This window comes from Mycobacterium sp. (assembly GCF_965229265.1).
In the GTDB taxonomy this organism is placed as follows: Bacteria; Actinomycetota; Actinomycetes; order Mycobacteriales; family Mycobacteriaceae; genus Mycobacterium.
This window is the reverse complement of record NZ_CBDDIY010000010.1, coordinates 2166560-2190094: the sequence shown is the minus strand read 5'-3', so window position 1 is coordinate 2190094 and position 23535 is coordinate 2166560. Positions and strand designations below refer to the sequence as shown.

14 protein-coding genes and 1 pseudogene are annotated in these 23535 nt (G+C 66.3%); 8 read left to right on the top strand and 7 right to left on the bottom strand.

Annotated elements, in window-relative coordinates; all coding sequences use genetic code 11:
• Positions 1-53 precede the first annotated feature (53 nt).
• Complete coding sequence (locus tag ADBZ9K_RS12160; protein ID WP_526620559.1) at positions 54-4007, top strand: DNA-directed RNA polymerase subunit beta'; 3954 nt, start codon at positions 54-56, stop codon at positions 4005-4007.
• Between the two features lie 53 nt (positions 4008-4060).
• Here the strand turns inward: ADBZ9K_RS12160 and ADBZ9K_RS12155 are convergent, their stop codons facing one another.
• Positions 4061-5557 (bottom strand): FAD-binding oxidoreductase, encoded by a 1497-nt coding sequence (locus ADBZ9K_RS12155; RefSeq protein WP_526620557.1) that lies wholly within the window; start codon positions 5555-5557, stop codon positions 4061-4063.
• Between the two features lie 109 nt (positions 5558-5666).
• Between ADBZ9K_RS12155 and ADBZ9K_RS12150 the strand changes: the two genes are divergently transcribed.
• Positions 5667-6419, top strand: a complete 753-nt coding sequence (locus ADBZ9K_RS12150; protein WP_526620555.1) for a deoxyribonuclease IV — start codon at positions 5667-5669, stop codon at positions 6417-6419.
• Positions 6420-6459: 40 nt separating this feature from the next.
• On the opposite strand, the gene ADBZ9K_RS12145 is transcribed toward ADBZ9K_RS12150, so the two are convergent.
• A complete protein-coding gene (locus ADBZ9K_RS12145; protein ID WP_526620554.1) occupies positions 6460-6795 on the bottom strand; it encodes a cupin domain-containing protein in 336 nt (111 codons plus the stop codon).
• 61 nt (positions 6796-6856) lie between these two features.
• Between ADBZ9K_RS12145 and ADBZ9K_RS12140 the strand changes: the two genes are divergently transcribed.
• The 5 genes from ADBZ9K_RS12140 (at position 6857) to ADBZ9K_RS12120 (ending at position 12284) form a co-directional block, all read left to right on the top strand.
• Complete coding sequence (locus ADBZ9K_RS12140) at positions 6857-8485, top strand: acyl-CoA dehydrogenase family protein (RefSeq protein WP_526620553.1); 1629 nt, start codon at positions 6857-6859, stop codon at positions 8483-8485.
• Between the two features lie 88 nt (positions 8486-8573).
• A complete protein-coding gene (locus ADBZ9K_RS12135) occupies positions 8574-9485 on the top strand; it encodes an enoyl-CoA hydratase/isomerase family protein (RefSeq protein WP_526620552.1) in 912 nt (303 codons plus the stop codon).
• The gene (locus tag ADBZ9K_RS12130) at positions 9485-10222 is read left to right on the top strand and encodes a PaaX family transcriptional regulator C-terminal domain-containing protein (protein WP_526620550.1); all 738 of its coding nucleotides are present in this window, start codon (positions 9485-9487) and stop codon (positions 10220-10222) included. Before ADBZ9K_RS12135 ends, ADBZ9K_RS12130 begins: the two co-directional genes overlap by 1 nt.
• 8 nt (positions 10223-10230) lie before the next feature.
• Positions 10231-10986, top strand: a complete 756-nt coding sequence (locus ADBZ9K_RS12125) for a crotonase/enoyl-CoA hydratase family protein (RefSeq protein WP_526620548.1) — start codon at positions 10231-10233, stop codon at positions 10984-10986.
• 191 nt (positions 10987-11177) lie between these two features.
• On the top strand, positions 11178-12284 hold the full coding sequence (locus tag ADBZ9K_RS12120; protein ID WP_526620547.1) for a glycosyltransferase: 1107 nt from the start codon (positions 11178-11180) through the stop codon (positions 12282-12284).
• A 35-nt stretch (positions 12285-12319) separates the two neighbouring features.
• Here ADBZ9K_RS12120 and ADBZ9K_RS12115 read toward each other — a convergent pair whose 3' ends face one another.
• On the bottom strand, positions 12320-12886 hold the full coding sequence (locus tag ADBZ9K_RS12115) for a SecDF P1 head subdomain-containing protein (RefSeq protein ID WP_526620545.1): 567 nt from the start codon (positions 12884-12886) through the stop codon (positions 12320-12322).
• Positions 12887-14485: 1599 nt separating this feature from the next.
• Here ADBZ9K_RS12115 and ADBZ9K_RS12110 point away from each other — a divergent pair.
• A pseudogene (locus tag ADBZ9K_RS12110) lies at positions 14486-15331 on the top strand (hypothetical protein); the annotation flags it as partial.
• A 36-nt stretch (positions 15332-15367) separates the two neighbouring features.
• Here ADBZ9K_RS12110 and ADBZ9K_RS12105 read toward each other — a convergent pair.
• From ADBZ9K_RS12105 to secD, 4 genes are all read right to left on the bottom strand, one after another.
• Positions 15368-18895 (bottom strand): hypothetical protein, encoded by a 3528-nt coding sequence (locus ADBZ9K_RS12105; RefSeq protein WP_526620543.1) that lies wholly within the window; start codon positions 18893-18895, stop codon positions 15368-15370.
• Positions 18896-20206: 1311 nt separating this feature from the next.
• Complete coding sequence (locus tag ADBZ9K_RS12100; RefSeq protein ID WP_526620944.1) at positions 20207-20500, bottom strand: hypothetical protein; 294 nt, start codon at positions 20498-20500, stop codon at positions 20207-20209.
• Entirely contained in the window at positions 20451-21356 is a 906-nt protein-coding gene (locus tag ADBZ9K_RS12095; protein WP_526620542.1) for a glycosyltransferase, read from the bottom strand. Before ADBZ9K_RS12095 ends, ADBZ9K_RS12100 begins: the two co-directional genes overlap by 50 nt.
• 461 nt (positions 21357-21817) lie before the next feature.
• Positions 21818-23317 (bottom strand): protein translocase subunit SecD, encoded by a 1500-nt coding sequence (secD, locus tag ADBZ9K_RS12090; protein WP_526620931.1) that lies wholly within the window; start codon positions 23315-23317, stop codon positions 21818-21820.
• Positions 23318-23535: the final 218 nt, after the last annotated feature.

Here is a 23535-nt window from a genome sequence, read left to right as displayed (position 1 = left end):
CGCGGCCGCGGCTTTAGTTAGTTTTCTAGTCCCGAAAGGGGAAAGGGAGTTACGTGCTAGACGTCAACTTCTTCGATGAACTCCGGATCGGCCTGGCTACTGCTGACGACATTCGTCAGTGGTCCTTCGGCGAGGTCAAGAAGCCGGAGACCATCAACTACCGCACCCTCAAGCCGGAAAAGGACGGCCTGTTCTGCGAGAAGATCTTCGGACCGACTCGCGACTGGGAGTGCTACTGCGGCAAGTACAAGCGGGTCCGCTTCAAGGGCATCATCTGCGAGCGCTGCGGCGTCGAGGTCACTCGCGCCAAGGTGCGTCGCGAGCGGATGGGCCACATCGAGCTGGCGGCTCCCGTCACGCACATCTGGTACTTCAAGGGCGTTCCGTCGCGGCTGGGGTACCTGCTGGACCTGGCCCCGAAGGATCTCGAGAAGATCATCTACTTCGCGGCCTACGTGATCACCGCGGTCGACACCGAGATGCGCCACAACGAGCTCTCCACCCTCGAAGCCGAGATGGAGGTCGAGAAGAAGGCCGTCGCGGATCAGCGTGACGCCGACCTGGAGGCCCGGGCTCAGAAGCTCGAAGCCGACATGAAGGAACTCGAGGACGACGGTGCCAAGTCCGACGTCAAGCGCAAGGTGCGGGACGGCGGCGAGCGTGAGATGCGTCAGCTCCGCGACCGGGCCCAGCGCGAGCTGGACCGGCTCGACGAGATCTGGACCACCTTCACCAAGCTGGCCCCCAAGCAGCTCATCGTCGACGAGAACCTTTACCGCGAACTCGTCGACCGCTACGGCGAGTACTTCGAAGGTTCGATGGGCGCGGAGTCGATCCAGAAGCTCATCCAGAACTTCGACATCGATGCCGAGGCCGAATCGCTGCGCGAGACGATCCGCAGTGGCAAGGGGCAGAAGAAGCTTCGTGCCCTCAAGCGGCTGAAGGTCGTCGCGGCCTTCCAGACCAACCGCAACTCGCCGATGGGCATGGTGCTCGACGCGGTTCCGGTGATCCCGCCGGAACTGCGCCCGATGGTTCAGCTCGACGGTGGCCGCTTCGCCACCTCCGACCTCAACGATCTGTACCGCCGCGTCATCAACCGCAACAACCGCCTCAAGCGACTGATCGACCTCGGCGCGCCCGAGATCATCGTCAACAACGAGAAGCGGATGCTGCAGGAGTCGGTGGACGCGCTGTTCGACAACGGCCGTCGTGGCCGGCCGGTCACCGGCCCGGGCAACCGTCCGCTGAAGTCGCTGAGCGATCTGCTCAAGGGCAAGCAGGGCCGGTTCCGTCAGAACCTGCTCGGCAAGCGCGTCGACTACTCGGGCCGTTCGGTCATCGTGGTCGGCCCGCAGCTCAAGCTGCACCAGTGTGGTCTGCCCAAGCTGATGGCACTCGAGCTGTTCAAGCCGTTCGTGATGAAGCGTCTGGTCGACCTGAACCACGCGCAGAACATCAAGAGCGCCAAGCGGATGGTGGAACGCCAGCGTCCGCAAGTGTGGGACGTGCTGGAAGAGGTCATCGCCGAGCATCCCGTGCTGCTGAACCGTGCACCCACCCTGCACCGCCTGGGTATCCAGGCCTTCGAGCCGCAGCTGGTGGAGGGCAAGGCCATTCAGCTGCACCCACTGGTCTGCGAGGCGTTCAACGCCGACTTCGACGGCGACCAGATGGCGGTTCACCTGCCGCTGAGCGCCGAGGCGCAGGCCGAGGCCCGCATCCTGATGCTGTCCTCGAACAACATCCTGTCGCCGGCGTCGGGCAAGCCGCTGGCCATGCCGCGTCTGGACATGGTCACCGGTCTGTACTTCCTGACCACCCTCATCAAGGGTGAGAAGGGTGAGTACACCGCGGCTGCCACCGACACACCGGAGAGCGGTGTGTACAGCTCGCCGGCCGAGGCCATCATGGCGATGGACCGCGGTGTGCTCAGCGCTCGGGCCCAGATCAAGGTGCGTCTGACGCAGCTGCGCCCGCCGCACGATGTCGAGTCCGAGCTGTTCGGTGAGAACGGCTGGCGCCCGGGCAATGCCTGGACCGCCGAGACCACGCTGGGTCGGGTGCTCTTCAATGAGCTTCTGCCGCAGGGGTATCCGTTCGTCAACGAGCAGATGCATAAGAAGGTCCAGGCCCGGATCATCAACGACCTGGCCGAGCGCTACCCGATGATCGTGGTCGCGCAGACCGTCGACAAGCTCAAGGATGCCGGTTTCTACTGGGCCACCCGCTCGGGTGTCACCGTCTCGATGGCCGACGTCATCGTGCCGCCGGAGAAACAGGAGATCCTCGAGCGCTACGAGGCCGAGGCCGAGAGCATCGAGAAGAAGTACCAGCGCGGTGCTCTGAACAAGCAGGAGCGCAACGACGCCCTGGTCGAGTTGTGGAAGGAAGCCACCGAAGAGGTCGGTAAGGCCTTGGAGGAGCACTATCCGGAGGACAACCCGATCATCACGATCGTGAAGTCCGGTGCTACGGGTAACTTCACCCAGACCCGCACCCTGGCTGGCATGAAGGGTCTGGTGACCAACCCGAAGGGTGAGTTCATCCCGCGGCCGATCAAGTCCTCGTTCCGCGAGGGCCTGACGGTGCTGGAGTACTTCATCAACACCCACGGCGCTCGAAAGGGTCTGGCGGACACCGCACTTCGTACCGCTGACTCGGGCTACCTGACCCGTCGTCTGGTGGACGTGTCGCAGGACGTGATCGTCCGCGAGCATGACTGTGGCACGGAGCGCGGCATCATCGTCGAGCTCGCCGAGCTGCAGGGAGACACCCTCATCCGCGATCCGCACGTCGAGACCTCGGCGTACGCCCGCACGCTGGCCGCTGACGCGGTCGACGAGAAGGGCAACGTGATCGTCGTGGCCGGACACGACCTCGGCGATCCGGCGATCGACGCCCTGCTGGAGGCCGGCATCACCTCGGTCAAGGTCCGCTCGGTGCTCACCTGCACCAGCACCTCGGGCGTGTGCGCGATGTGCTACGGCCGCTCGATGGCCACCGGCAAGCTGGTGGATATCGGCGAGGCGGTCGGCATCGTGGCTGCCCAGTCCATCGGTGAGCCCGGTACTCAGCTGACCATGCGCACCTTCCACCAGGGTGGTGTGACCGGTGGCGCCGACATCGTCGGTGGTCTGCCCCGTGTGCAGGAGCTGTTCGAGGCGCGTGTTCCGCGGAACCGCGCACCGATCGCCGATGTCGCGGGACGGGTGCAGCTCGAGGAAACCGACAAGTTCTACAAGATCACCATCGTTCCCGACGACGGGAGCGAGGAGGTCGTGTACGACAAGCTCTCCAAGCGGCAGCGGTTGAAGGTCTTCAAGCACGACGACGGGACCGAGAAGCTGCTGGTCAACGGCGACCACGTCGAGGTGGGCCAGCAGCTCCTGGAGGGCTCGGCCGACCCGCACGAGGTGCTTCGTGTCGAGGGCCCGCGCAAGGTTCAGATCCACCTCGTCAAGGAGGTGCAGGAGGTCTACCGGGCGCAGGGTGTGTCGATCCACGACAAGCACATCGAGGTCATCGTTCGCCAGATGCTGCGTCGCGTCACGATCATCGATTCGGGTGCGACGGAGTTCCTGCCCGGCTCGCTGACCGAGCGCGGCGAGTTCGAGTCCGAGAACCGTCGGGTGGTTGCCGAGGGCGCAGAGCCCGCGGCCGGTCGTCCGGTGCTGATGGGTATCACCAAGGCGTCGCTGGCCACCGATTCGTGGCTGTCGGCGGCGTCGTTCCAGGAGACCACTCGCGTGCTGACCGATGCGGCGATCAACTGCCGCAGCGACAAGCTGCAGGGTCTGAAGGAGAACGTGATCATCGGCAAGCTGATCCCGGCTGGTACCGGTATCAACCGGTACCGCAACATCCAGGTGCAGCCGACCGAGGAGGCCCGGGCCGCCGCGTACACGATCCCGTCCTACGAGGATCAGTACTACAGCCCGGACTTCGGCCAGGCCACTGGTGCCGCGGTTCCGCTGGACGACTACGGCTACAGCGACTACCGCTAGTCAGTCAAGGAAGGAGCCCCCGCATTCGCGGGGGCTCCTTTCTTGTTTGCTTGTCACTCCGGGATGCTCTGGGCATATCTGAACAGACCCTTCGGGTCGTACTTCCGCTTGACCTGGCGTAAACGGTCGAAGTTCGCACCGTAATAGGCTTGTTGCCAATCCTTCTGGGCCGAATACGGCCAGTTCTGAAAGCTGCCTGGTCTGGTGAAGCCCGAGATGAAGTTGAATGTCTCCTGCGTCCAGTCGAGCAGGTCACGCTGCATGGAGCGCGGCTGATCGTGCCACCAGACTGCGGGACGGAGGAGGTGGTTGTCGGAGCGATGTACATATGCCATCGCATTGGGCGCGACGCGATTTGCCTGCCCGCCGCTCCAACACATCAGCCGCACTTCGGCATTGGCATCGTCCGTCCCGCCGGGCGCGGACGCCACCCGATCGACCAGGGCCGCCAGATGGTCGAGCGAAATCGGCGCATCGGTAAATCGCGAGCACTCCTCGAGCCCATGCTTGCCCATCTTGGGGACAGCCAACCAGTTGAGTTGGGCGTCCCAGTAGTCCATTTCATCTACGGTCACGTCGGTCGGGCGCTGAGTGAGGACCGGTGCAAGCAACTCCCGCGCTGTCTTCGCGTCACCCTGGAAGCATCCGACGATCGTCAGTTCCGGGAATGCCACCGGATTCCCAGGGGTCGGCTCGTTGTCAGGGCCGAGCCGTCGTTTGTTGGTGACGCCGGTGAAGCCGGACAGCTCGTCGGGTGCGGTGAGCATGAGCCGGTCGAAGGCGGACCAGGCGGGCACGATTGCCTCCTTACCGCTGAACTGCATGCTGTAGACGGTGATGGTCTTCTTCGGTATCTCCAGCAGTTGGAACGTCAACGATGTGTTGATGCCGAAGTTGCCGCCGGCCGCACCACGTAGCCCCCAGAAGAGATCGGAGTTGGCCGTGGCGCTGGCTTCGACGATCTCACCGTTTGCAAGGACGAGTCGGGTCGATTCCAGGTGGTCGCACGTCAGTCCCGCCCAGCGGGTGTTGTCGCCAATACCGCCGCCCAGGGTCAGTCCGGCGACACCAACGGTCGGGCAGGTACCGATCGGCAGCATGAGAGGACCGCCCTGCAGAGCTGAGAGCAGGTTGCTATTCAGTGCTCCCGAATCGAGTGTGACCCGCTGGGCCTTGGAATCGACGGTGACCTTGTTCATCGCGGTTGTCTTGATAAGCAACCCCTCGGTGGTCGAGGCGCCGATGTAGTTGTGTCCACCCCCGCGAGCAACAGGCTGCACACCATTTTCGACGCACCACTGGACACAGGTCCGGACATCTTCTGGAGTCCTGCACAGGGCGATCGCCCGGGGAAGCACCGATTCGTAACGATCATTGGCGGGCAGGTTCTCTCGCGCGAACCTGGAGTCGAACGGCTCGATCACAGACCCGGTAAGTCGGCGCTTGAGATCTTTGATGTCCGGTGGCGAGGAGTCTGAGCAGCCGGCGAAGGCGAGGCCCGCTCCGACCGCGGTGCTAGCGGTGAAGAACTGCCGGCGAGTCACATTCATTCTGCCGCCGCCTGTCGCGTAGTGGTTCGTGTGCGGCGATCGTCGCAGAAATTGTCGCCGGCGTCAGGGGCAACCGCAATTTGCATCCGCCCGGCCTAGACTGGGCGGCGTGCTGATCGGTTCTCATGTCCGCTCTGAGGACCCGCTGGCGGCTGCGCTGGGCGAGGATGCCGAGGCGGTGCAGTTTTTCCTCGGCGATCCGCAGAGCTGGAAGAAGCCCGAGCCTCGGGAGGATGCCGAGTTGCTGCGCGCGGCACCGATCCCGCTCTACGTCCACGCGCCGTATCTGATCAACGTGGCCTCGGCCAACAACCGGGTGCGCATTCCGTCGCGCAAGATCCTGCAGGACACCTGCGACGCCGCCAGCGAGATCGCCGCGACGGCGGTGATCGTCCATGGCGGTCACGCCGACGACAACGATATTGAGGCCGGCTTCGAGCGCTGGGCCAAGGCACTAGCCCAGCTGCAGACCGACGTCCCGGTGTACCTGGAGAACACCGCCGGTGGTGATCATGCGATGGCCCGCCACTTCGACACCATCGGCCGGCTGTGGGAAAGCATCGGTGACACGGGCATCGGGTTTTGCCTCGACACCTGCCACGCGTGGGCGGCCGGCGAGGAGTTGGTCGACGCCGTCGAACGGATCAAGGCGATCACCGGCCGCATCGACCTTGTGCACTGCAACGACTCCCGCGACGCCAAGGGATCGGGCGCCGACCGGCACGCGAATTTCGGTGCCGGACAGATCGATCCGCAGCTCTTGGTGGCTGTCGTCGAGGCGGCCGATGCCCCGGTGATCTGTGAGACGGCCGACGAGGGCCGCAAGGACGACATCGCCTTCCTGCGCGGACATCTCGGCTAACCGGTGCGGCCCCGGTGGAGCTTCTAGGGCCGACTCCCGGCTAGGTCAGATACACCTTCCGCAGCGTCTCGGTGACTGTCCACACCGTCTTGGTACCTGCCGCAAAGCGCACCACGTCGCCGCGCGCGAGCGTCAGAGTTGGACTGCCGTCGTCAAACTCGACCGTCGCTGCCCCCGAGAGCACCACGAACAGCTCCTCGGCCTCGACGTCGCTCATCACCCCGGGGGTCATCTCCCACACCCCGACTTCGAGCCCGCCGAACTCTCCGAGTGTGGCCACCCCGGTGCGCGGTTCGCCGGCCACGGTCTGATCAGCGGACACGGGCTCGTGCTCGAGCCACTCGATGGCGGCATGGACGACAGAGTTTTGCTTCACGAGAGCAGGATGCCATATTACGGATCTTGTGCAACTGTTGGAAAAGTGTAACAGTGGTGTCATGTCGGACACCCATGTCGTCACCAACCAGGTCTCGCCGCTGCTGGACCACAACCCGGCAACGTCGCCCGTCTTGGTCGAGGCACTCATCCGCGAGGGCGGACAGTGGGGCCTCGACGAGGTCACCGAACTTGGCGCCCTCTCAGGCAGCGCCCAGGCCCAGCGCTGGGGCGACCTCGCCGATCGCAACTTGCCGATCCTGCACACCCACGATCGCTACGGTCACCGAATCGACGAAATCGAGTACGACCCCGCCTATCACGAGCTGATGCGCACGGCCATCGCCCACGGCTTGCACGCCGCGCCGTGGGCCGACGACCGTCCCGGTGCCCACGTGGTTCGCGCGGCCAAGATGTCGGTGTGGACCCCCGAGCCCGGGCATGTCTGCCCGATTTCGATGACCTACGCCGTCGTGCCCGCGCTGCGCCACAACCCTGAGCTGGCTAAGGTCTACGAGCCGCTACTCACCAGCCGCGAGTACGACCCGGAGCTGACGGTGCCGGCCACCAAGACCGGTATCACTGCCGGCATGTCGATGACCGAGAAGCAGGGCGGATCCGACGTGCGGGCCGGAACGACCCAGGCCATCCCCAACGGCGACGGCAGCTACAGCCTCACCGGCCACAAGTGGTTCACCTCGGCGGCGATGAGCGACATCTTCCTGGTGCTTGCGCAGGCCCCGGGTGGGCTGAGCTGCTTCATGCTGCCGCGTGTGCTGCCCGACGGCACCCGCAATCGGATGTTCCTGCAACGGCTGAAGAACAAGCTCGGCAACCACGCCAACGCCTCCAGCGAGGTCGAGTACGACGGTGCAATCGCGTGGCTGGTGGGTGAAGAGGGACGCGGTGTCCCCACGATCATCGAGATGGTCAACCTCACCCGGCTGGACTGCACCCTGGGCAGCGCCACCAGCATGCGCAGCGGACTGACCCGTGCGGTGCATCACGCCCAGCATCGAAAGGCGTTCGGCGCCTATCTGATCGACCAACCGTTGATGCGCAACGTGCTGGCCGACCTCGCCGTCGAGGCCGAGGCGGCCACCATTGTGGCGATGCGGATGGCCGGTGCCACCGACGGTGCCGTCCGTGGTGATGAGCGGGAGACCCTGCTGCGCCGGATTGGGTTGGCGGCTGCCAAATACTGGGTGTGTAAGCGTGCCACCCCGCACGCCGGCGAGGCGATGGAATGCCTGGGCGGCAACGGCTACGCCGAAGACTCCGGCATGCCGCGGCTCTACCGGGAAGCCCCGCTGATGGGCATCTGGGAAGGCTCGGGCAATGTCAGCGCACTGGACACGTTGCGCGCGATGGCAACCCGGCCGGAATGCGTCGAGGTCCTCTTCGACGAGCTCGTTACCACCGCCGGCCAGGATGCCCGGCTCGACGGGCATGTCGCCGAATTGCGCGCGGAGCTGCACAACACCGAGGCCGTCGAGTACCGGGCCCGCAAGGTCGCCGAGGACATCACGCTGGCGCTGCAGGGCTCCCTGCTGGTTCGCCACGGCCACCCAGCGGTAGCCGAGGCGTTCCTGGCCACCCGAATGGGCGGTAACTGGGGTGGCGCGTTTGGCACACTGCCCACCGGGCTGGACTTGGCGCCGATCCTTGAACGCTGCCTGGTGAAGGGATGATGTCCGCGCCGCGAGTGTGCGCTCTGATCCGCCCCGGGCGGCGTGTTGCGGATGAAACCGCACAGTCGACGTGGAGGGGGAGGCCGGCGTGACCGAGGAGCTCACGACGATGACCTACGAGGTCACCGATCGGGTTGCGCGGATCACCTTCGACCGCCCCGACAAGGGCAACGCAATCGTCGCCGACACCCCGCTGGAGTTGGCGGCACTCGTCGAGCGGGCCGACCTTGACCCCAATGTCCACGTCATCCTGGTGTCCGGCCGGGGTGAGGGGTTCTGTGCGGGATTCGATCTGAGTGCCTATGCCGACGGGTCCTCCTCGGCCGGTGGAAGCGGCCATGCGGGTACCGTTCTCGACGGCCGGACGCAGGCGGTCAATCACCGTCCGGACCGGCCGTGGGATCCGATGATCGATTACCAGATGATGAGCCGGTTTGTGCGCGGCTTCTCCAGCCTGATGCACGCAGACAAGCCGACCGTGGTGAAGATCCACGGTTACTGCGTGGCCGGCGGTACCGATATCGCGCTGCACGCCGACCAGGTGATCGCCGCGGCCGACGCCAAGATCGGCTATCCGCCAACCCGGGTGTGGGGTGTGCCCGCCGCCGGCCTGTGGGCCCACCGGCTCGGTGATCAGCGGGCTAAACGTCTTCTGCTGACTGGGGATTGCATCACCGGCGCGCAAGCCGCCGAGTGGGGCCTGGCGGTCGAGGCGCCCGACCCAAAGGATCTCGACGAACGTACCGAGCGGCTCGTCGAGCGCATCGCGGCCATGCCGGTCAACCAGCTGATCATGGTGAAGCTCGCCATGAACACCGCGCTCTACCAACAGGGCATCGCGACCAGCCGCATGGTCAGCACGGTGTTCGACGGCATCGCGCGGCACACCCCGGAGGGCCACGACTTCGTCGCCGATGCGCGCGCCCACGGGTTTCGTGCGGCGGTACGCCACCGCGATGAACCGTTCGGCGACTACGGCCGCAGCGCGTCTGGAGTGTGATGGCTCCCGAGGCCTTGTCCAAGATGACCGCCCGCTCGGTGGTTCTGAGCGTTCTCCTGGGCGCCCACCCGGCGTGGGCGACCTCGGCCGAACTATTGCACCTGACAGCGGATTTCGGCATCCGCGAGCAGACGTTGCGGGTGGCTCTGACGCGGATGGTCGCCGCAGGTGACCTGGTGCGCTCCGACGACGGCTATCGGCTCTCGGACCGGCTGACCGACCGGCAGCGCCGCCAGGACGACGCGCTGAACCCGCGTACGCGCCACTGGGACGGAAGCTGGATAACCTTGGCCATCATCGCAGTGGGCATGGATGCGCGGGCCCGCGCCGCGATGCGGAACACCCTGCAGATCAAGCGGTTTGGTGAGCTGCGCGAAGGCGTCTGGTTGCGACCTGACAACCTCGACGACGAGCTCCCGGCCGAGGTCATCGACCGGGTGCGGGTGCTGCACGCGCATGATGACGACCCGGGTGAGCTAGCGCAACGGCTGTGGGGCCTGGGCGGCTGGTCGCGCACCGGCCAAGGGCTGCTCGTCGGCATGGCAGCCGCACGAGACATCCCGCAGCGGTTCGTCGCGGCCGCGGCGATGGTGCGCCACCTGCTGACCGACCCGGTGCTGCCGGATGAGCTGCTGCCGCCGGACTGGCCGGGCGCCGAGCTGCGCAAGGTCTACGCAGATTTCGCCGCCGAACTGGGTGCGCGGCGCGACGAGGCTCGACTGGTGGAGGCGAGATGAGCGCGGATATGACATCGGTGAGAGTCGAACGCAATGGCGCGGTGACGACGGTGATCCTGGACCGGCCGCATGCCCGTAACGCCGTCGACGGCCCCACCGCGATGGCGCTGTTCCACGCGTTCGAGGAGTTCGACCGCGACGAGTCGGCCTCGGTGGCGGTGCTCTGGGGTGATCACGGAACATTCTGTGCGGGAGCAGATCTGAAGGCAATCGGCACGCCGGACAGCAATCCGACGCATCGGACCGGCCCCGGACCGATGGGGCCCAGCCGGATGGTGTTGTCCAAGCCGGTGATCGCCGCGGTCAGTGGCTACGCCGTGGCCGGCGGCCTCGAGCTGGCATTGTGGTGTGACCTGCGGGTGGCGGAGGAGGATGCGGTATTCGGGGTGTTCTGCCGCCGCTGGGGGGTGCCGCTCATTGACGGCGGCACCGTGCGTCTGCCGCGACTGATTGGGCATAGCCGGGCGATGGACTTGATCCTGACCGGCCGGGCGGTCGACGCCCAGGAGGCGCTAGCGATCGGGCTGGCCAACCGGGTGGTGCCCCGGGGGCAGGCGCGGCGAGCCGCCGAGCAGTTGGCCGGCGAGCTGGCGGCGCTGCCACAAGGGTGCCTGCGCTCGGATCGCCTGTCGGCGCTGCATCAATGGGGGCAATCAGAGTCAGAGGCCATCGACTTCGAGTTCGCCAGCCTCTCGCGGGTGGCAGCCGAGTCGCTCGCCGGCGCAAAGCGGTTCGCCGACGGTGCAGGACGACATGGCCAATAGGGTTAGCCGAGGGTCATCTGGACGGGGCGCGGTGTTCGCCCACCGCCAGATGGTGCCCACCATAATCAGATCGACCTTGTAATCTGTCCGATTCAACTTCCTTTAGTGAGGTGGGTATGGGACCCGAAGTTGGATCATCGAACACAACCCCGCCGGCAGGCGGGAGTCCTCACCCGGCGATCTGTCTCAACATGATCGTCCGCAACGAGGCGCACGTTGTTTGTGAGGTCCTCGACGCGGTGGCTCCATTCATCAGCTATTGGGTCATTGTGGACACCGGTTCCGGCGACGGAACCCAGGAGCTGATCCGTGCCCACATGGCAGACCTCGGGATAGTCGGTGAACTGCACGAGAGGCCGTGGAAGGACTTTGGCCACAACCGGTCTGAGGCCCTGGCTCTGGCACAGGGCCACGGTGACTACATCTGGGTCATCGATGCCGACGACATGGTGGTCGGGACGCCAGACTTCAGCGATCTGACGGCCGATCTGTACAACCTGGCGTACGGCGAAGTCTTCCGCTACTGGCGCCAGCAGTTGTTCCGTGATGGCCTTCCCTGGCGGTATGTGGGTGTCGTGCACGAGTACCCGGCATGTGATGCCCCGTTCGTCGAAGCGCGCTTGGAGGGCGCCTATCGAATCGAGTCTCGTCGCTTAGGCAGTCGCAATCTCGACCCGAAGAAGTACGAACGAGACCGCGATCTACTGCTGGCCGCGGTGGAGCGCAACCCCGATGATGCACGCGCGGTGTTCTATCTGGCCCAAACGTATTTTGATCTGGGCGATTTCGGTAGTGCCCGGTACTGGTATGCCCGTCGGGCGCAGATGGGCAATTTTGCCGAGGAGGTTTACTTCTCGTGGTTCCGAGTCGCCGAAGCGATGCAGTGTCTGGGCGCACCGTGGCCTGAGGTCTTGGACGCCTACCTCAAGGCATGGGCGTGTCGCCCCACGCGGGCAGAGCCGTTGTACGCGATTGCCCGTCGGTACCGCACTGAGGGGGAGTATCAGCTGGGCTATTTCTTTGCCGAGAGTGCGGCTCGTATCCCGTTGCCAACACAGGATGCGCTGTTCATCGGGGCCGACGTCTACATGTGGCGTGCGCTCGATGAGCAGGGCGTTTGTGCATCGTGGATCGGCAGGAATGCTGAGGCGTTGGCCATCTTCGACCGCTTGCTAGCCGGAGATTTCCTTTCGGACGAGCAACGCGCGCGGGTTACGGCCAACCGTGACTTCTGCATCAGGCAGTTGGCCGCGTCCGACGATGCTGCGCGCCATGAGGCGGCAGATGTCTCATACTGAGCGGCGCGTTGTCGGCCCACCTCGCGTGTGTTTGATCAGCTGGCGTCGCGCAAGGTGCGCGCCATCTGTTCGGCTTGCTGAGGTGTCAGGTCGCCGAACAGCTGAAGATCTTGGCTTTCGAGCGGAGCGGAGATCTTGGCGGCCCACACGACCGCGCTGCCTCTGACGAAGGCCGCCTGCGTGCCGATGTGGTCGGCGCTGAACTGGCCGAGTTGGCTGGCGGATGTCGGGGTCATGGTTACCTGCACCAGTTCGACGCCGGTTATCGGATTGCGTACGGAGGCTACGTTGGTCAGGTCGACGCTTAGTGCCTCGGGCCCGAGTTCGTAGATCGACGTTCCGGCAAGATCGCATACCCGCAGCGGCTGTCTCGGTAGGACTTGATGTGCCGGCGGGCACTGGGGCGGCGCAATGGCCGAGGTGCTCACCACCGGACGCACCGACAACGGCTTGAAGTTGGGCAGTGGTGCGGTCGTCGAGGCTGCCGCTGATGTGGCGTGAAGGTCGCGGGTATCGAGCGCTGAGACCAGTCTGGTGAATTGAGGTGAAAGGGTTGCGACAATGGACAACACAGCCATGAGGGCGAAGAAAACCCGCCACATGCGATGTTGTGTAGCCCGCGGCACCTCTGCACGCTACATCTACGACAGCAGGAAGTGCGCTTGATCCGTGACACGGTGGTGTCGCGGTCGCAGATTCTCGGACGGATCACCCGACGGTAGGTGGTGAACGACGGTAGGCATCGCCGAGCCGGCAACGGACTTCCTGATGCCTGTCCGCGGCGGGGTGTCGGCAGGTGGGTCGGCATTCGCCCGACATGCTAAGTGGCGTAGCCGACTTCGTTGGAAATGACAATATGTCATTTATGTGGTCTACTTCTAAATCGCGAGCGCTGTTTTGTCGGTTGGTGCGACGTACGGGGTGAGGGGTATTGGTGCACGATCTGAGCCGACCGGCGTTGTGCTCGGCCCGCCGCGCCATCTCCCGTTTGGGTGTGCGGAGTGTCGCACTGTCTTTTGTTCGGCAGCCGGCGAAATGGTAGGGAATTGGGCTGAAATTCAATCGAAGCGAGTCCGACGCATTTCAGCGCGGGGGCGGCAACATCGCCGTGCGCACCCTCTGATCGGCTGCCCATCCAGTTGGTCAGTCTTGGCCAAAAGCTCTGTAGGGCAGGCGCGCCGACCCTGGGGCAAATCTCGAGCCATGGGGGTTGCGCGCCGGATCGAGACGCACGCCGGAGCGCGTGCCGAAGGACTCGCTTCCGTCGGCCGCCGCCGCTGTGTTGTCGCACTGTCCTGCCATTGGGTCGAAGAAACGCAATCGCCGAATAATAACGCAGACGCTAATTACGTGGTCTAATTTTGCCTCGGGCCTTGTGCTAGGGGTCCGCAGGGTGCACGGGGTGAGGAGTGGCGGTGCCTGATCGGGTTTCGTCGGGAGAAGAAATTTCGGGTCGTTCGGGTGGTGCCGCGGGGACGCGTCCACCCGGTGAGGGGCACCGCAGGCTGTCGGCAGGTGGCAGTGCGGCGCGGTTCGTGGGTCGTGTTGGCGCGCTGGCTGTCGCGTTGGGTATTGGGTCGGCGATCGTCGCGGTCCCTGTCGTCGTGGCCGATCCGACGGGAACAGGTGGTTCCTCGGGGTCGAACTCCGGCCCGGCGAATCCGGGTTCTTCGCGGCAAGGAGACGCCAAAGGCTCACGCCGCCAGCCCAAGCCCCCGTCTGCCCGGCCCGGTCCGGTAGCCGGATCGCCCGGTCGTGGCCCGTCAGGGGCGGATGCGGGTAACACGGACTCGTCGGATTCGCCACCGGCAGCGGGAGGGTCGACTGGTCCCGCATCCACTGGCGGGAGTTCGGCCCGGACCGCACATCACCCTGCCCGTGGTGTCGATGAGGGTAACTCTTCTGCGGCAACGGATTCGACATCGCCGGGTGGCGGGGCCGTGCCGGCGCCCTCGGGGAGTAGGCCCACCTCTGCGGCGGTGATGATTCCCACTCCGAGGCCTGGGAACGCCGGCGGCGGGGATCAGCCGGGACCCGAGCCGTTGATGTGGGCGGCGTTGGCGGTGGCCCGTCGGGAATTGGGAGGGCAGGAATCACCCGCCAAACCGGCGGCGGTGTCAGGTACTAGTGAGCCCCTTGACCCGGTGGCAAAAGTTACCAGTGCGTCGGCGGCGGTGGCGTCTGATCCCGTCTCCAGTTTCATCCGGATTTTTATCGGTAATGGGACTGCCGATAACCCCAATGCGGGCATCTTGATTGGAAATGGTTACTCGTGGACGTCGCAGACTTGTACGACCGGTTCGTGTAACGGTGGCTCGGCTGGGCTGATCGGCAATGGCGGCGATGGCTACAACGGTGGCAACGGTGGCTCGGCGGGATGGTTCGGCAACGGTGGCGCCGGGGGCGCAGCTCTAACTCCGGGCGGTACCGGCGGTGCCGGCGGTCGGGGCGGGTTGTTTTCTGGCAGCGGCGGTGCTGGCGGTGCCGGCGGTGATGCGGAGGAGACCGGGAACGGCGGTACCGGTGGTGCCGGCGGGGGTACTGGGCTGCTGTCCTTGTCGGGTACCGGCGGCAAGGGTGGAGCCGGTGGCGCCGGGTCGGCGAGCGGCGTTGGTGGAGCGGGTGGTGACGGCGGTTCCGCCGGATTCTTGGCGATTATCAGCGGCGGTGGTGCTGGCGGCAACGGCGGCAACGGAGGTGTTGGCGGCACTGGTGGCGCTGGCGGGTCGGCCGGTTGGATCGGCAACGGTGGGGCTGGCGGCGCCGGTGGTGCTGGTGATGCTGGCGGCGCTGGTGGCAATGGTGGTTCAGCAGACTGGTTCGGCAATGGTGGGGCTGGCGGCGTGGGCGGTGCCGGCGGTGGAGATGGCGGCCGTGGCGGCCGTGGCGGACTTCTCCTCGGCGACGGTGGTCCTGGCGGCAACGGCGGTACCGGCTCAGCCGGGCAGGCAGGGGCTACTGGCGCTGGCGGTGCGGATGGCAACGGCGGTGGCGGCGGCGGTGGCGGCGGCGTAGGCGGCAATGGCAGTCCCGGTGAGCCGGGTGGCCGGGGCGGCGCAGGTGGCGACGTTGGGCTGTTGAATCTATTCGGCAGCGGCGGCAGCGGCGGCAGCGGCGGCACAGGGGGTGCTGGTGGTGCCGCCGGAAACGGCGGACCCGGTGGAAGCGGGGGCCCCGTCGGTGCCAACGGCGGCGCGCCAGGCAACCCTGGAGCCGGTAGTGCGGGCGGCGCAGCGGGTTCGGCCGGCCGGAGTGGCGTTTTTGGGCGTCCTGGCACCGCAGGCACAACCGGCGGACGAGGCGCTACTGGTGCAAACGGAACGCCCGGCACGACCGGTGCAAGTGGTCCTCCCGCCCCCGCCGGGCCGACGGGTGCGACTGGTGCCACGGGTGCCACGGGTGCGACGGGTGCGACCGGTGCGACGGGTAACACCGGCGCTACGGGTGCGACGGGTAACACCGGCGCCACGGGCGCCACGGGCGCCACGGGCGCCACGGGTGCGACGGGTGCCACCGGTGCCACGGGTGCGACGGGTGCCACCGGTGCCACGGGTGCTGTGGGTGCCACGGGCGCCTCCGGCGCCACGGGTGCGACGGGCGCCACCGGCGCCACCGGTGCCACGGGTGACACGGGTGCCACGGGTGCTGTGGGTGCGACCGGTGATACCGGGGCCACCGGTGCTGTGGGTGCCACGGGTGATACCGGGGCCACCGGTGCTGTGGGTGCCACGGGTGATACCGGGGCCACCGGTGCTGTGGGTGCCACGGGTGATACCGGGGCCACCGGTGCTGTGGGTGCCACGGGTGATACCGGGGCGACGGGTGCTGTGGGTGCGACCGGTGATACCGGGGCGACGGGTGCTGTGGGTGCCACGGGTGATACCGGGGCGACGGGTGCTGTGGGTGCGACCGGTGATACCGGGGCCACCGGTGCTGTGGGTGCCACGGGTGATACCGGGGCCACCGGTGCTGTGGGCGCGACGGGTGATACCGGGGCCACCGGTGCTGTGGGTGCGACCGGTGATACCGGGGCCACCGGTGCTGTGGGTGCGACCGGTGATACCGGGGCCACCGGTGCTGTGGGTGCGACGGGTGATACCGGGGCCACGGGTGCTGTGGGTGCCACGGGTGATACGGGCGCCACGGGTGCTGTGGGTGCGACCGGTGATACCGGGGCGACGGGTGCTGTGGGTGCGACCGGTGATACCGGGGCGACGGGTGCTGTGGGTGCCACGGGTGACACGGGCGCCACCGGTGCTGTGGGTGCCACGGGTGATACCGGGGCGACGGGTGCTGTGGGTGCCACGGGTGATACCGGGGCGACGGGTGCTGTGGGTGCCACGGGTGACACGGGCGCCACCGGTGCTGTGGGTGCCACCGGTGATACCGGGGCGACGGGTGCTGTGGGTGCGACCGGTGATACCGGGGCCACCGGTGCTGTGGGTGCCACGGGTGATACCGGGGCGACGGGTGCTGTGGGTGCGACGGGTGATACCGGGGCGACGGGTGCTGTGGGCGCGACGGGTGATACCGGGGCGACGGGTGCTGTGGGTGCGACCGGTGATACCGGGGCCACCGGTGCTGTGGGTGCCACGGGTGACACGGGCGCCACCGGTGCTGTGGGTGCGACCGGTGATACCGGGGCGACGGGTGCTGTGGGTGCCACGGGTGATACCGGGGCCACCGGTGCTGTGGGTGCCACGGGTGATACCGGGGCGACGGGTGCTGTGGGTGCGACCGGTGATACCGGGGCGACGGGTGCTGTGGGTGCGACCGGTGATACCGGGGCCACGGGTGCTGTGGGTGCCACGGGTGCGACGGGCGCCACCGGCGCCACCGGTGCCACGGGTGATACCGGGGCGACGGGTGCTGTGGGTGCCACGGGTGACACGGGCGCCACCGGTGCTGTGGGTGCCACGGGTGATACCGGGGCCACCGGTGCTGTGGGTGCCACGGGTGATACCGGGGCGACGGGTGCTGTGGGTGCCACGGGTGATACCGGGGCGACGGGTGCTGTGGGTGCGACCGGTGATACCGGGGCGACGGGTGCTGTGGGTGCCACGGGTGACACGGGCGCCACCGGTGCTGTGGGTGCGACCGGTGATACCGGGGCGACGGGTGCTGTGGGTGCCACGGGTGACACGGGCGCCACCGGTGCTGTGGGTGCCACGGGTGATACCGGGGCGACGGGTGCTGTGGGTGCCACGGGTGACACGGGCGCCACCGGTGCTGTGGGTGCCACGGGTGATACCGGCGCCACCGGTGCGACGGGTGATACCGGGGCGACGGGTGCTGTGGGCGCGACCGGTGATACCGGGGCGACGGGTGCTGTGGGCGCGACGGGTGACACGGGCGCCACCGGTGCCACGGGTGATACCGGGGCGACGGGTGCTGTGGGCGCGACGGGTGATACCGGGGCCACCGGTGCTGTGGGCGCGACGGGTGATACGGGCGCCACCGGTGCTGTGGGCGCGACCGGTGATACCGGGGCGACGGGTGCTGTGGGTGCCACGGGTGACACGGGCGCCACCGGTGCTGTGGGTGCGACCGGTGATACCGGGGCGACGGGTGCTGTGGGTGCCACGGGTGACACGGGCGCCACCGGTGCTGTGGGTGCCACGGGTGATACCGGGGCGACGGGTGCTGTGGGTGCCACGGGTGATACCGGGGCGACGGGTGCTGTGGGTGCGACCGGTGATACCGGGGCGACGGGTGCTGTGGGTGCCACGGGTGACACGGGCGCCACCGGTGCTGTGGGTGCCACGGGTGATACCGGGGCGACGGGTGCTGTGGGTGCGACCGGTGATACCGGGGCCACCGGTGCTGTGGGTGCCACGGGTGACACGGGCGCCACCGGTGCTGTGGGTGCGACCGGTGATACCGGGGCGACGGGTGCTGTGGGTGCCACGGGTGATACCGGGGCCACCGGTGCTGTGGGTGCCACGGGTGATACCGGGGCGACGGGTGCTGTGGGTGCGACCGGTGATACCGGGGCGACGGGTGCTGTGGGTGCGACCGGTGATACCGGGGCCACGGGTGCTGTGGGTGCCACGGGTGCGACGGGCGCCACCGGCGCCACCGGTGCCACGGGTGACACGGGCGCCACGGGTGCTGTGGGTGCCACGGGTGATACCGGGGCCACCGGTGCTGTGGGTGCCACGGGTGATACCGGGGCCACCGGTGCTGTGGGTGCCACGGGTGATACCGGGGCCACCGGTGCTGTGGGCGCGACCGGTGATACCGGGGCCACCGGTGCTGTGGGCGCGACCGGTGATACCGGGGCCACCGGTGCTGTGGGCGCGACCGGTGATACCGGGGCGACGGGTGCTGTGGGTGCGACCGGTGATACCGGGGCCACGGGTGCTGTGGGTGCGACCGGTGATACCGGGGCCACGGGTGCTGTGGGTGCCACGGGTGCGACGGGCGCCACCGGCGCCACCGGTGCCACGGGTGACACGGGCGCCACGGGTGCTGTGGGTGCCACGGGTGATACCGGGGCCACCGGTGCTGTGGGTGCCACGGGTGATACCGGGGCCACCGGTGCTGTGGGTGCCACGGGTGATACCGGGGCCACCGGTGCTGTGGGCGCGAACCGGTGATACCGGGGCCACCGGTGCTGTGGGCGCGACCGGTGGATACCGGGGCCACCGGTGCTGTGGGCGCGACCGGTGATACCGGGGCCACCGGTGCTGTGGGCGCGACCGGTGATACCGGGGCGACGGGTGCTGTGGGCGCGACCGGTGATACCGGGGCGACGGGTGCTGTGGGCGCGACGGGTGATACCGGGGCGACGGGTGCCACGGGTGATACCGGGGCGACGGGTGCTGTGGGCGCGACGGGTGATACCGGGGCCACCGGTGCTGTGGGCGCGACGGGTGATACCGGGGCGACGGGTGCTGTGGGTGCCACGGGTGACACGGGCGCCACCGGTGCCACGGGTGATACCGGGGCGACGGGTGCTGTGGGTGCCACGGGTGATACCGGGGCGACGGGTGCTGTGGGTGCGACCGGTGATACCGGGGCGAACGGGTGCTGTGGGCGCGACGGGTGACACGGGCGCCACCGGTGCCACGGGTGATACCGGGGCGACGGGTGCTGTGGGCGCGACGGGTGACACGGGCGCCACCGGTGCCACGGGTGATACCGGGGCGACGGGTGCTGTGGGCGCGACGGGTGACACGGGCGCCACCGGTGCCACGGGTGATACCGGGGCGACGGGTGCTGTGGGCGCGACGGGTGACACGGGTGCCACCGGGGCGACGGGTGCCACGGGTGATACGGGTGCCACCGGGGCGACGGGTGCCACGGGTGATACGGGTGCCACCGGGGCGACGGGTGCCACGGGTGATACGGGCGCCACCGGTGCGACAGGTGCAACGGGTCCGCAGGGTGATACCGGTCCGCAGGGTGATACCGGTCCGCAGGGTGACACGGGTCCGCAGGGTGACACGGGTCCGCAGGGTGATACCGGTCCGCAGGGTGACACGGGTCCGCAGGGTGATACCGGTCCGACGGGTCCGCCAGGTAGCTCGGGTCCCTTCGGGTAGTCGCCGCGAATAGGGGAGTCAGTGGTTATTGACGCTGGGCGGTGAAGGCTTGCGGTGTCGGATTCGGCACCGAAGCTTCACGCCCGGCGTCGCCACGAGACTGGTTTGGTCGGGCGACCATCATTAGCCGTTGGGTCGATTCGATTCGCTGCCGACTTCAAACTGGATGTCCTGCAGCACCTTTGCGCGCAGTCCGGGGCGTCCACCCGTCGCCGGTAACTCTGCCGCCGACCCGCGCTCGGCAATGCACAACGACGCTCTGCCAGAGCCGACACGCGCGGGAGGTGCCCTGGGTGTGGGGTGTGCCGCTGTCGAGGAGCCAATGTGACTGCGGATGTACCGCGATCGTGTGCGGTGGTTCGGGTGGGTTGCGGCTCAATCTGGCCGCTTGGATGAATCACGTTGATCGCGCAGTTTCATCTCAGCGAGCTCCAGATTCTTGCGCAGTCGCGGATTATCTGGTTCTAGCTCCAGCGCCTTTGCCGCGTATTCGCATGACCTCTCGTAGAGGCCGAGCCAGTAGGTCGCAAGGGCGCCAAGGTCGTAGGGGCTGTTTCCCCAAGCCCCCATTTCCTGCAGGTATCCAGCTCTGCCCCGGTCGTTAATTGGCAGCATTTTCTCAACCATCAGCAGCACCAATGTCCAATCGGACGACAAATAGCCCAGCATTGCCATGTCGTAGTAGGGCTCTCGAGAGTCGGGGCACTCCGCAATCGCTCGGTAGAGCCAACACTCGGCTTGTTTCACATCCTTTTTTGGCCCGACAACTCCTGGCGATGAAGCGCATCGCCGCACAGCGCTCCACGTCCCATTGCTCGGCCAGACTCAAATAGCGTTCCATGGTGGCAATAGCGTCATCGTGCCGTTCGTGGAAAAAATACTCTCGCCCAAGCCAGAAGATGGTTTGCCCATCAGTGGGATTCTCTTCCGCGGCTAGCTCCAGGAGCGGAAGGTATTGCGATCGGGACTTTGTTCGATCGGGATAGTGGTGAAGCACCACACCTTCGGCCCAGATGCTTGCCTCCGGTTCTTGTCCCTCGAACCTGAGCTTTTCGTGTACTGGAGAGACCCACCTGTAGCCTCTCCGGCTGTGTATTTTCTCCTTGAAGGAGGTCTTCCCTGGAGACCCATCTGAGGCGTGATCCCAGACATAGCTATACCGCGCGCGTCTAGTGTCCGGCTGCCACGCTTCGACGAGCTTGTCTCGCCAGCCAGGTTCGAAGACCTCGTCTAGGTCAATACAAACGCACATGTCAATATCGCCCGGTATGTAGTCCAAGGCGAGATTGCGAGCAGTATCAAACCGCCAGGGGTCTACGACAGCCTCGTAGACGTGCGCGCCGCGACTTCGGAGTTTCTCGACTGTGGTATCGGTTGAACCGGTATCGACAACGATCACCAGGTCCGCTTCTTGCGCCGCGTCCATCCAGCGGTCGACAAATTTCTCCTCATTCTTGCATATTGCATATATGCAGACCCTGTAGTCGTTAATGAGGTGCCTCCTTTGCAAACAAATCCGTTCCATCGTTGGTTCTCGAACCGAATCCGTCAGATGAAATTACCGCGGCCATATGGCGCAACACGGTTCGGTGTGTCGACTCTGCTTGAAGCCATGACCGCGCGATCATGCGGAGCCCATCACAACTCCTGAATGTGGCCGCAGTCGCCGCCATTGACAGAGCGAACCTCGTTGGGTGGGTACTCCGACTTCGGCAGTAATCGATCGATCCGTCCCCGTCCCGTTCGTAGGCTGCCGAGCCAGGTGGCCCGGTGAGGGCCGGGATGGTTGCTGGCCCGTACCGCCACAGCCGGTGGGCGCTCGCGGTGTGGTGCTGCGCGGTGCCCCCCGGCTGACTGACATTCATAACCAACTTCCCAACCCTTGCGTGATGCACCGGGTATCGGCTGGGGCCGGCGATGCCCGGTGATGGCGACGGAACTTGGATTCCAGCATGAAGTACTCGGGCAACGCCGTTCATCTGCCACTTAGTGCTTCCGATCTGTGGCGGTGGTGCGAAATCGCGAAATCATGAGCATCAACGGCGCTGTGACCGTGGAGACCACGACGACGTCAATGACGGTGGTGAGGCCAAGGGTAAAAGCGAAGCCTCTCACCTGACCTACTGCCAGAACGTAGAGGACGACAGCGGCGAGGAAAGTAACTGCATTACCCGACAGGATTGTCTTGCGGGCACGAATCCAGCCGCGTGGCACGGCTTCCCAGAAGGTAGTGTTGCGCCTGCGCGTCTGGTCCTTGATTCGTTCGAAGAGGACCACGAATGAGTCAGCCGTCGTGCCGATACCGATGATCAAACCTGCGATCCCGGCCAAGTCGAGGGTGTAGTTGATGTATCTACCCAGCAGGACCAGGATGCCGAACACCAGGGCGCCGGAGACGACGAGGGAAAGCACCATCAACAAGCTCAACACCCGGTAATACAACAGCGAGTAGGCCATGACGAGGGCCAGCCCGATCGTGGCCGCGACCAAACCTGCACGCAGGGACGTCAAACCCAATGTGGGTGAAACGGTTTCAGCTTCTGACGTCTCAAAGGAGAGTGGTAGCGAGCCGTACTTGAGGATGTCGGCGAACTGTTTGGCTGACTCCGCCGTGAACCCTTTGCTGCCGCTGTCGATCTTGGTATGCCCATTGGTAATGGGCACGCGGATCTGGGGCGCGCTGACAACCCGCGAATCGAGGGTGAACGCTACAAGCTTGCCCACGTTGTTGGTGGTGAAGTTGGCCCAGGTAGCGGTCGCCTCCGGGTTGAACGTCAGGCTGATGGCATAGGCCCAGATGTCTTGGTCGAGTGAGGCGCTCGCGTTCGTGATCTGCTCACCACTGATCATCGACGGGTCGAGAACGTAGACCTCCTTGTGGTCGGCCGAGCAGGTCACCAGAGGTAGTTCAGGATCGTCACGCCCCGCGAGTATGTCCTCTTGGTCGCATCTACCGGCCATGTACCGGACCGCCAGTTTCTGGACGTCCGGGTCAGAGCTCTGGCGTAGTTGCATCTCGTGTTTGATTCGTGCGGTGAGGTTTTCGCGCGTCTCTGCGTCGGTAGAGGGTGGGCCGCCGGGAGGTGACTTCTGGGGTGCCGCTGCGGGGGTGGGTTGACCGATAACCGGCCGGATGTAAAGGCGGGCAGTCTGCCCTAGGTTGCGGACTTCGCTGCCGCCTTCGCCGGGAACAGTGATTACCAGGTTGTCGCCGTCGATCACGACTTCTGATCCCGCCACGCCAAGGCTGTTCACCCGCGCACTGATGATCTGCTGGGCTTGTCGCAGAGCTTCCCGGCTGGGTGGGCTTCCCTCGAGGGTGCGCGCCGTCAGGGTGACACGGGTTCCGCCCTCGAGGTCGATACCGAGCTTGGGCGTGGGTTGTCTGTCGCCGGTAAGAAACACCAGGAGATAGATTGCGACGAGCACGGTCACAATAAGCGTCAGATAGTGATGCGGCTTGAGCGACAACGGGGTCGGCACCACAGCGTCATTGGACGCTAGATCGCTGTCGGTGGGGATTTCTGCTCCAATCGTGACCAGGTGTACCGGCGAACTCATTGGCGCCTTCGCGCACAGGCTACGCGGGCACGGGCCGGGGCCTGCAGCGTTACAGCAGACGTTGCTGCACCTGAACGCTGCAAGCAAGGCCAGGCCGACGTGTGTCGCATGTCAACATGCGTAGGACAGGCCCTGGGCAATGC

Excerpts from the sequence above, each read along its gene's own strand:
- ADBZ9K_RS12155 (WP_526620557.1), bottom strand. The coding sequence starts at position 5,557 with ATGAATGTGACTCGCCGGCAGTTCTTCACCGCTAGCACCGCGGTCGGA.
- ADBZ9K_RS12115 (WP_526620545.1), bottom strand. The coding sequence starts at position 12,886 with ATGTGGCGGGTTTTCTTCGCCCTCATGGCTGTGTTGTCCATTGTCGCA.
- ADBZ9K_RS12130 (WP_526620550.1), top strand. The coding sequence starts at position 9,485 with ATGGCTCCCGAGGCCTTGTCCAAGATGACCGCCCGCTCGGTGGTTCTG.
- ADBZ9K_RS12140 (WP_526620553.1), top strand. The coding sequence starts at position 6,857 with ATGTCGGACACCCATGTCGTCACCAACCAGGTCTCGCCGCTGCTGGAC.
- ADBZ9K_RS12100 (WP_526620944.1), bottom strand. The coding sequence starts at position 20,500 with ATGCTGGGCTATTTGTCGTCCGATTGGACATTGGTGCTGCTGATGGTT.
- ADBZ9K_RS12095 (WP_526620542.1), bottom strand. The coding sequence starts at position 21,356 with ATGGAACGGATTTGTTTGCAAAGGAGGCACCTCATTAACGACTACAGG.
- ADBZ9K_RS12125 (WP_526620548.1), top strand. The coding sequence starts at position 10,231 with ATGACATCGGTGAGAGTCGAACGCAATGGCGCGGTGACGACGGTGATC.
- ADBZ9K_RS12120 (WP_526620547.1), top strand. The coding sequence starts at position 11,178 with ATGATCGTCCGCAACGAGGCGCACGTTGTTTGTGAGGTCCTCGACGCG.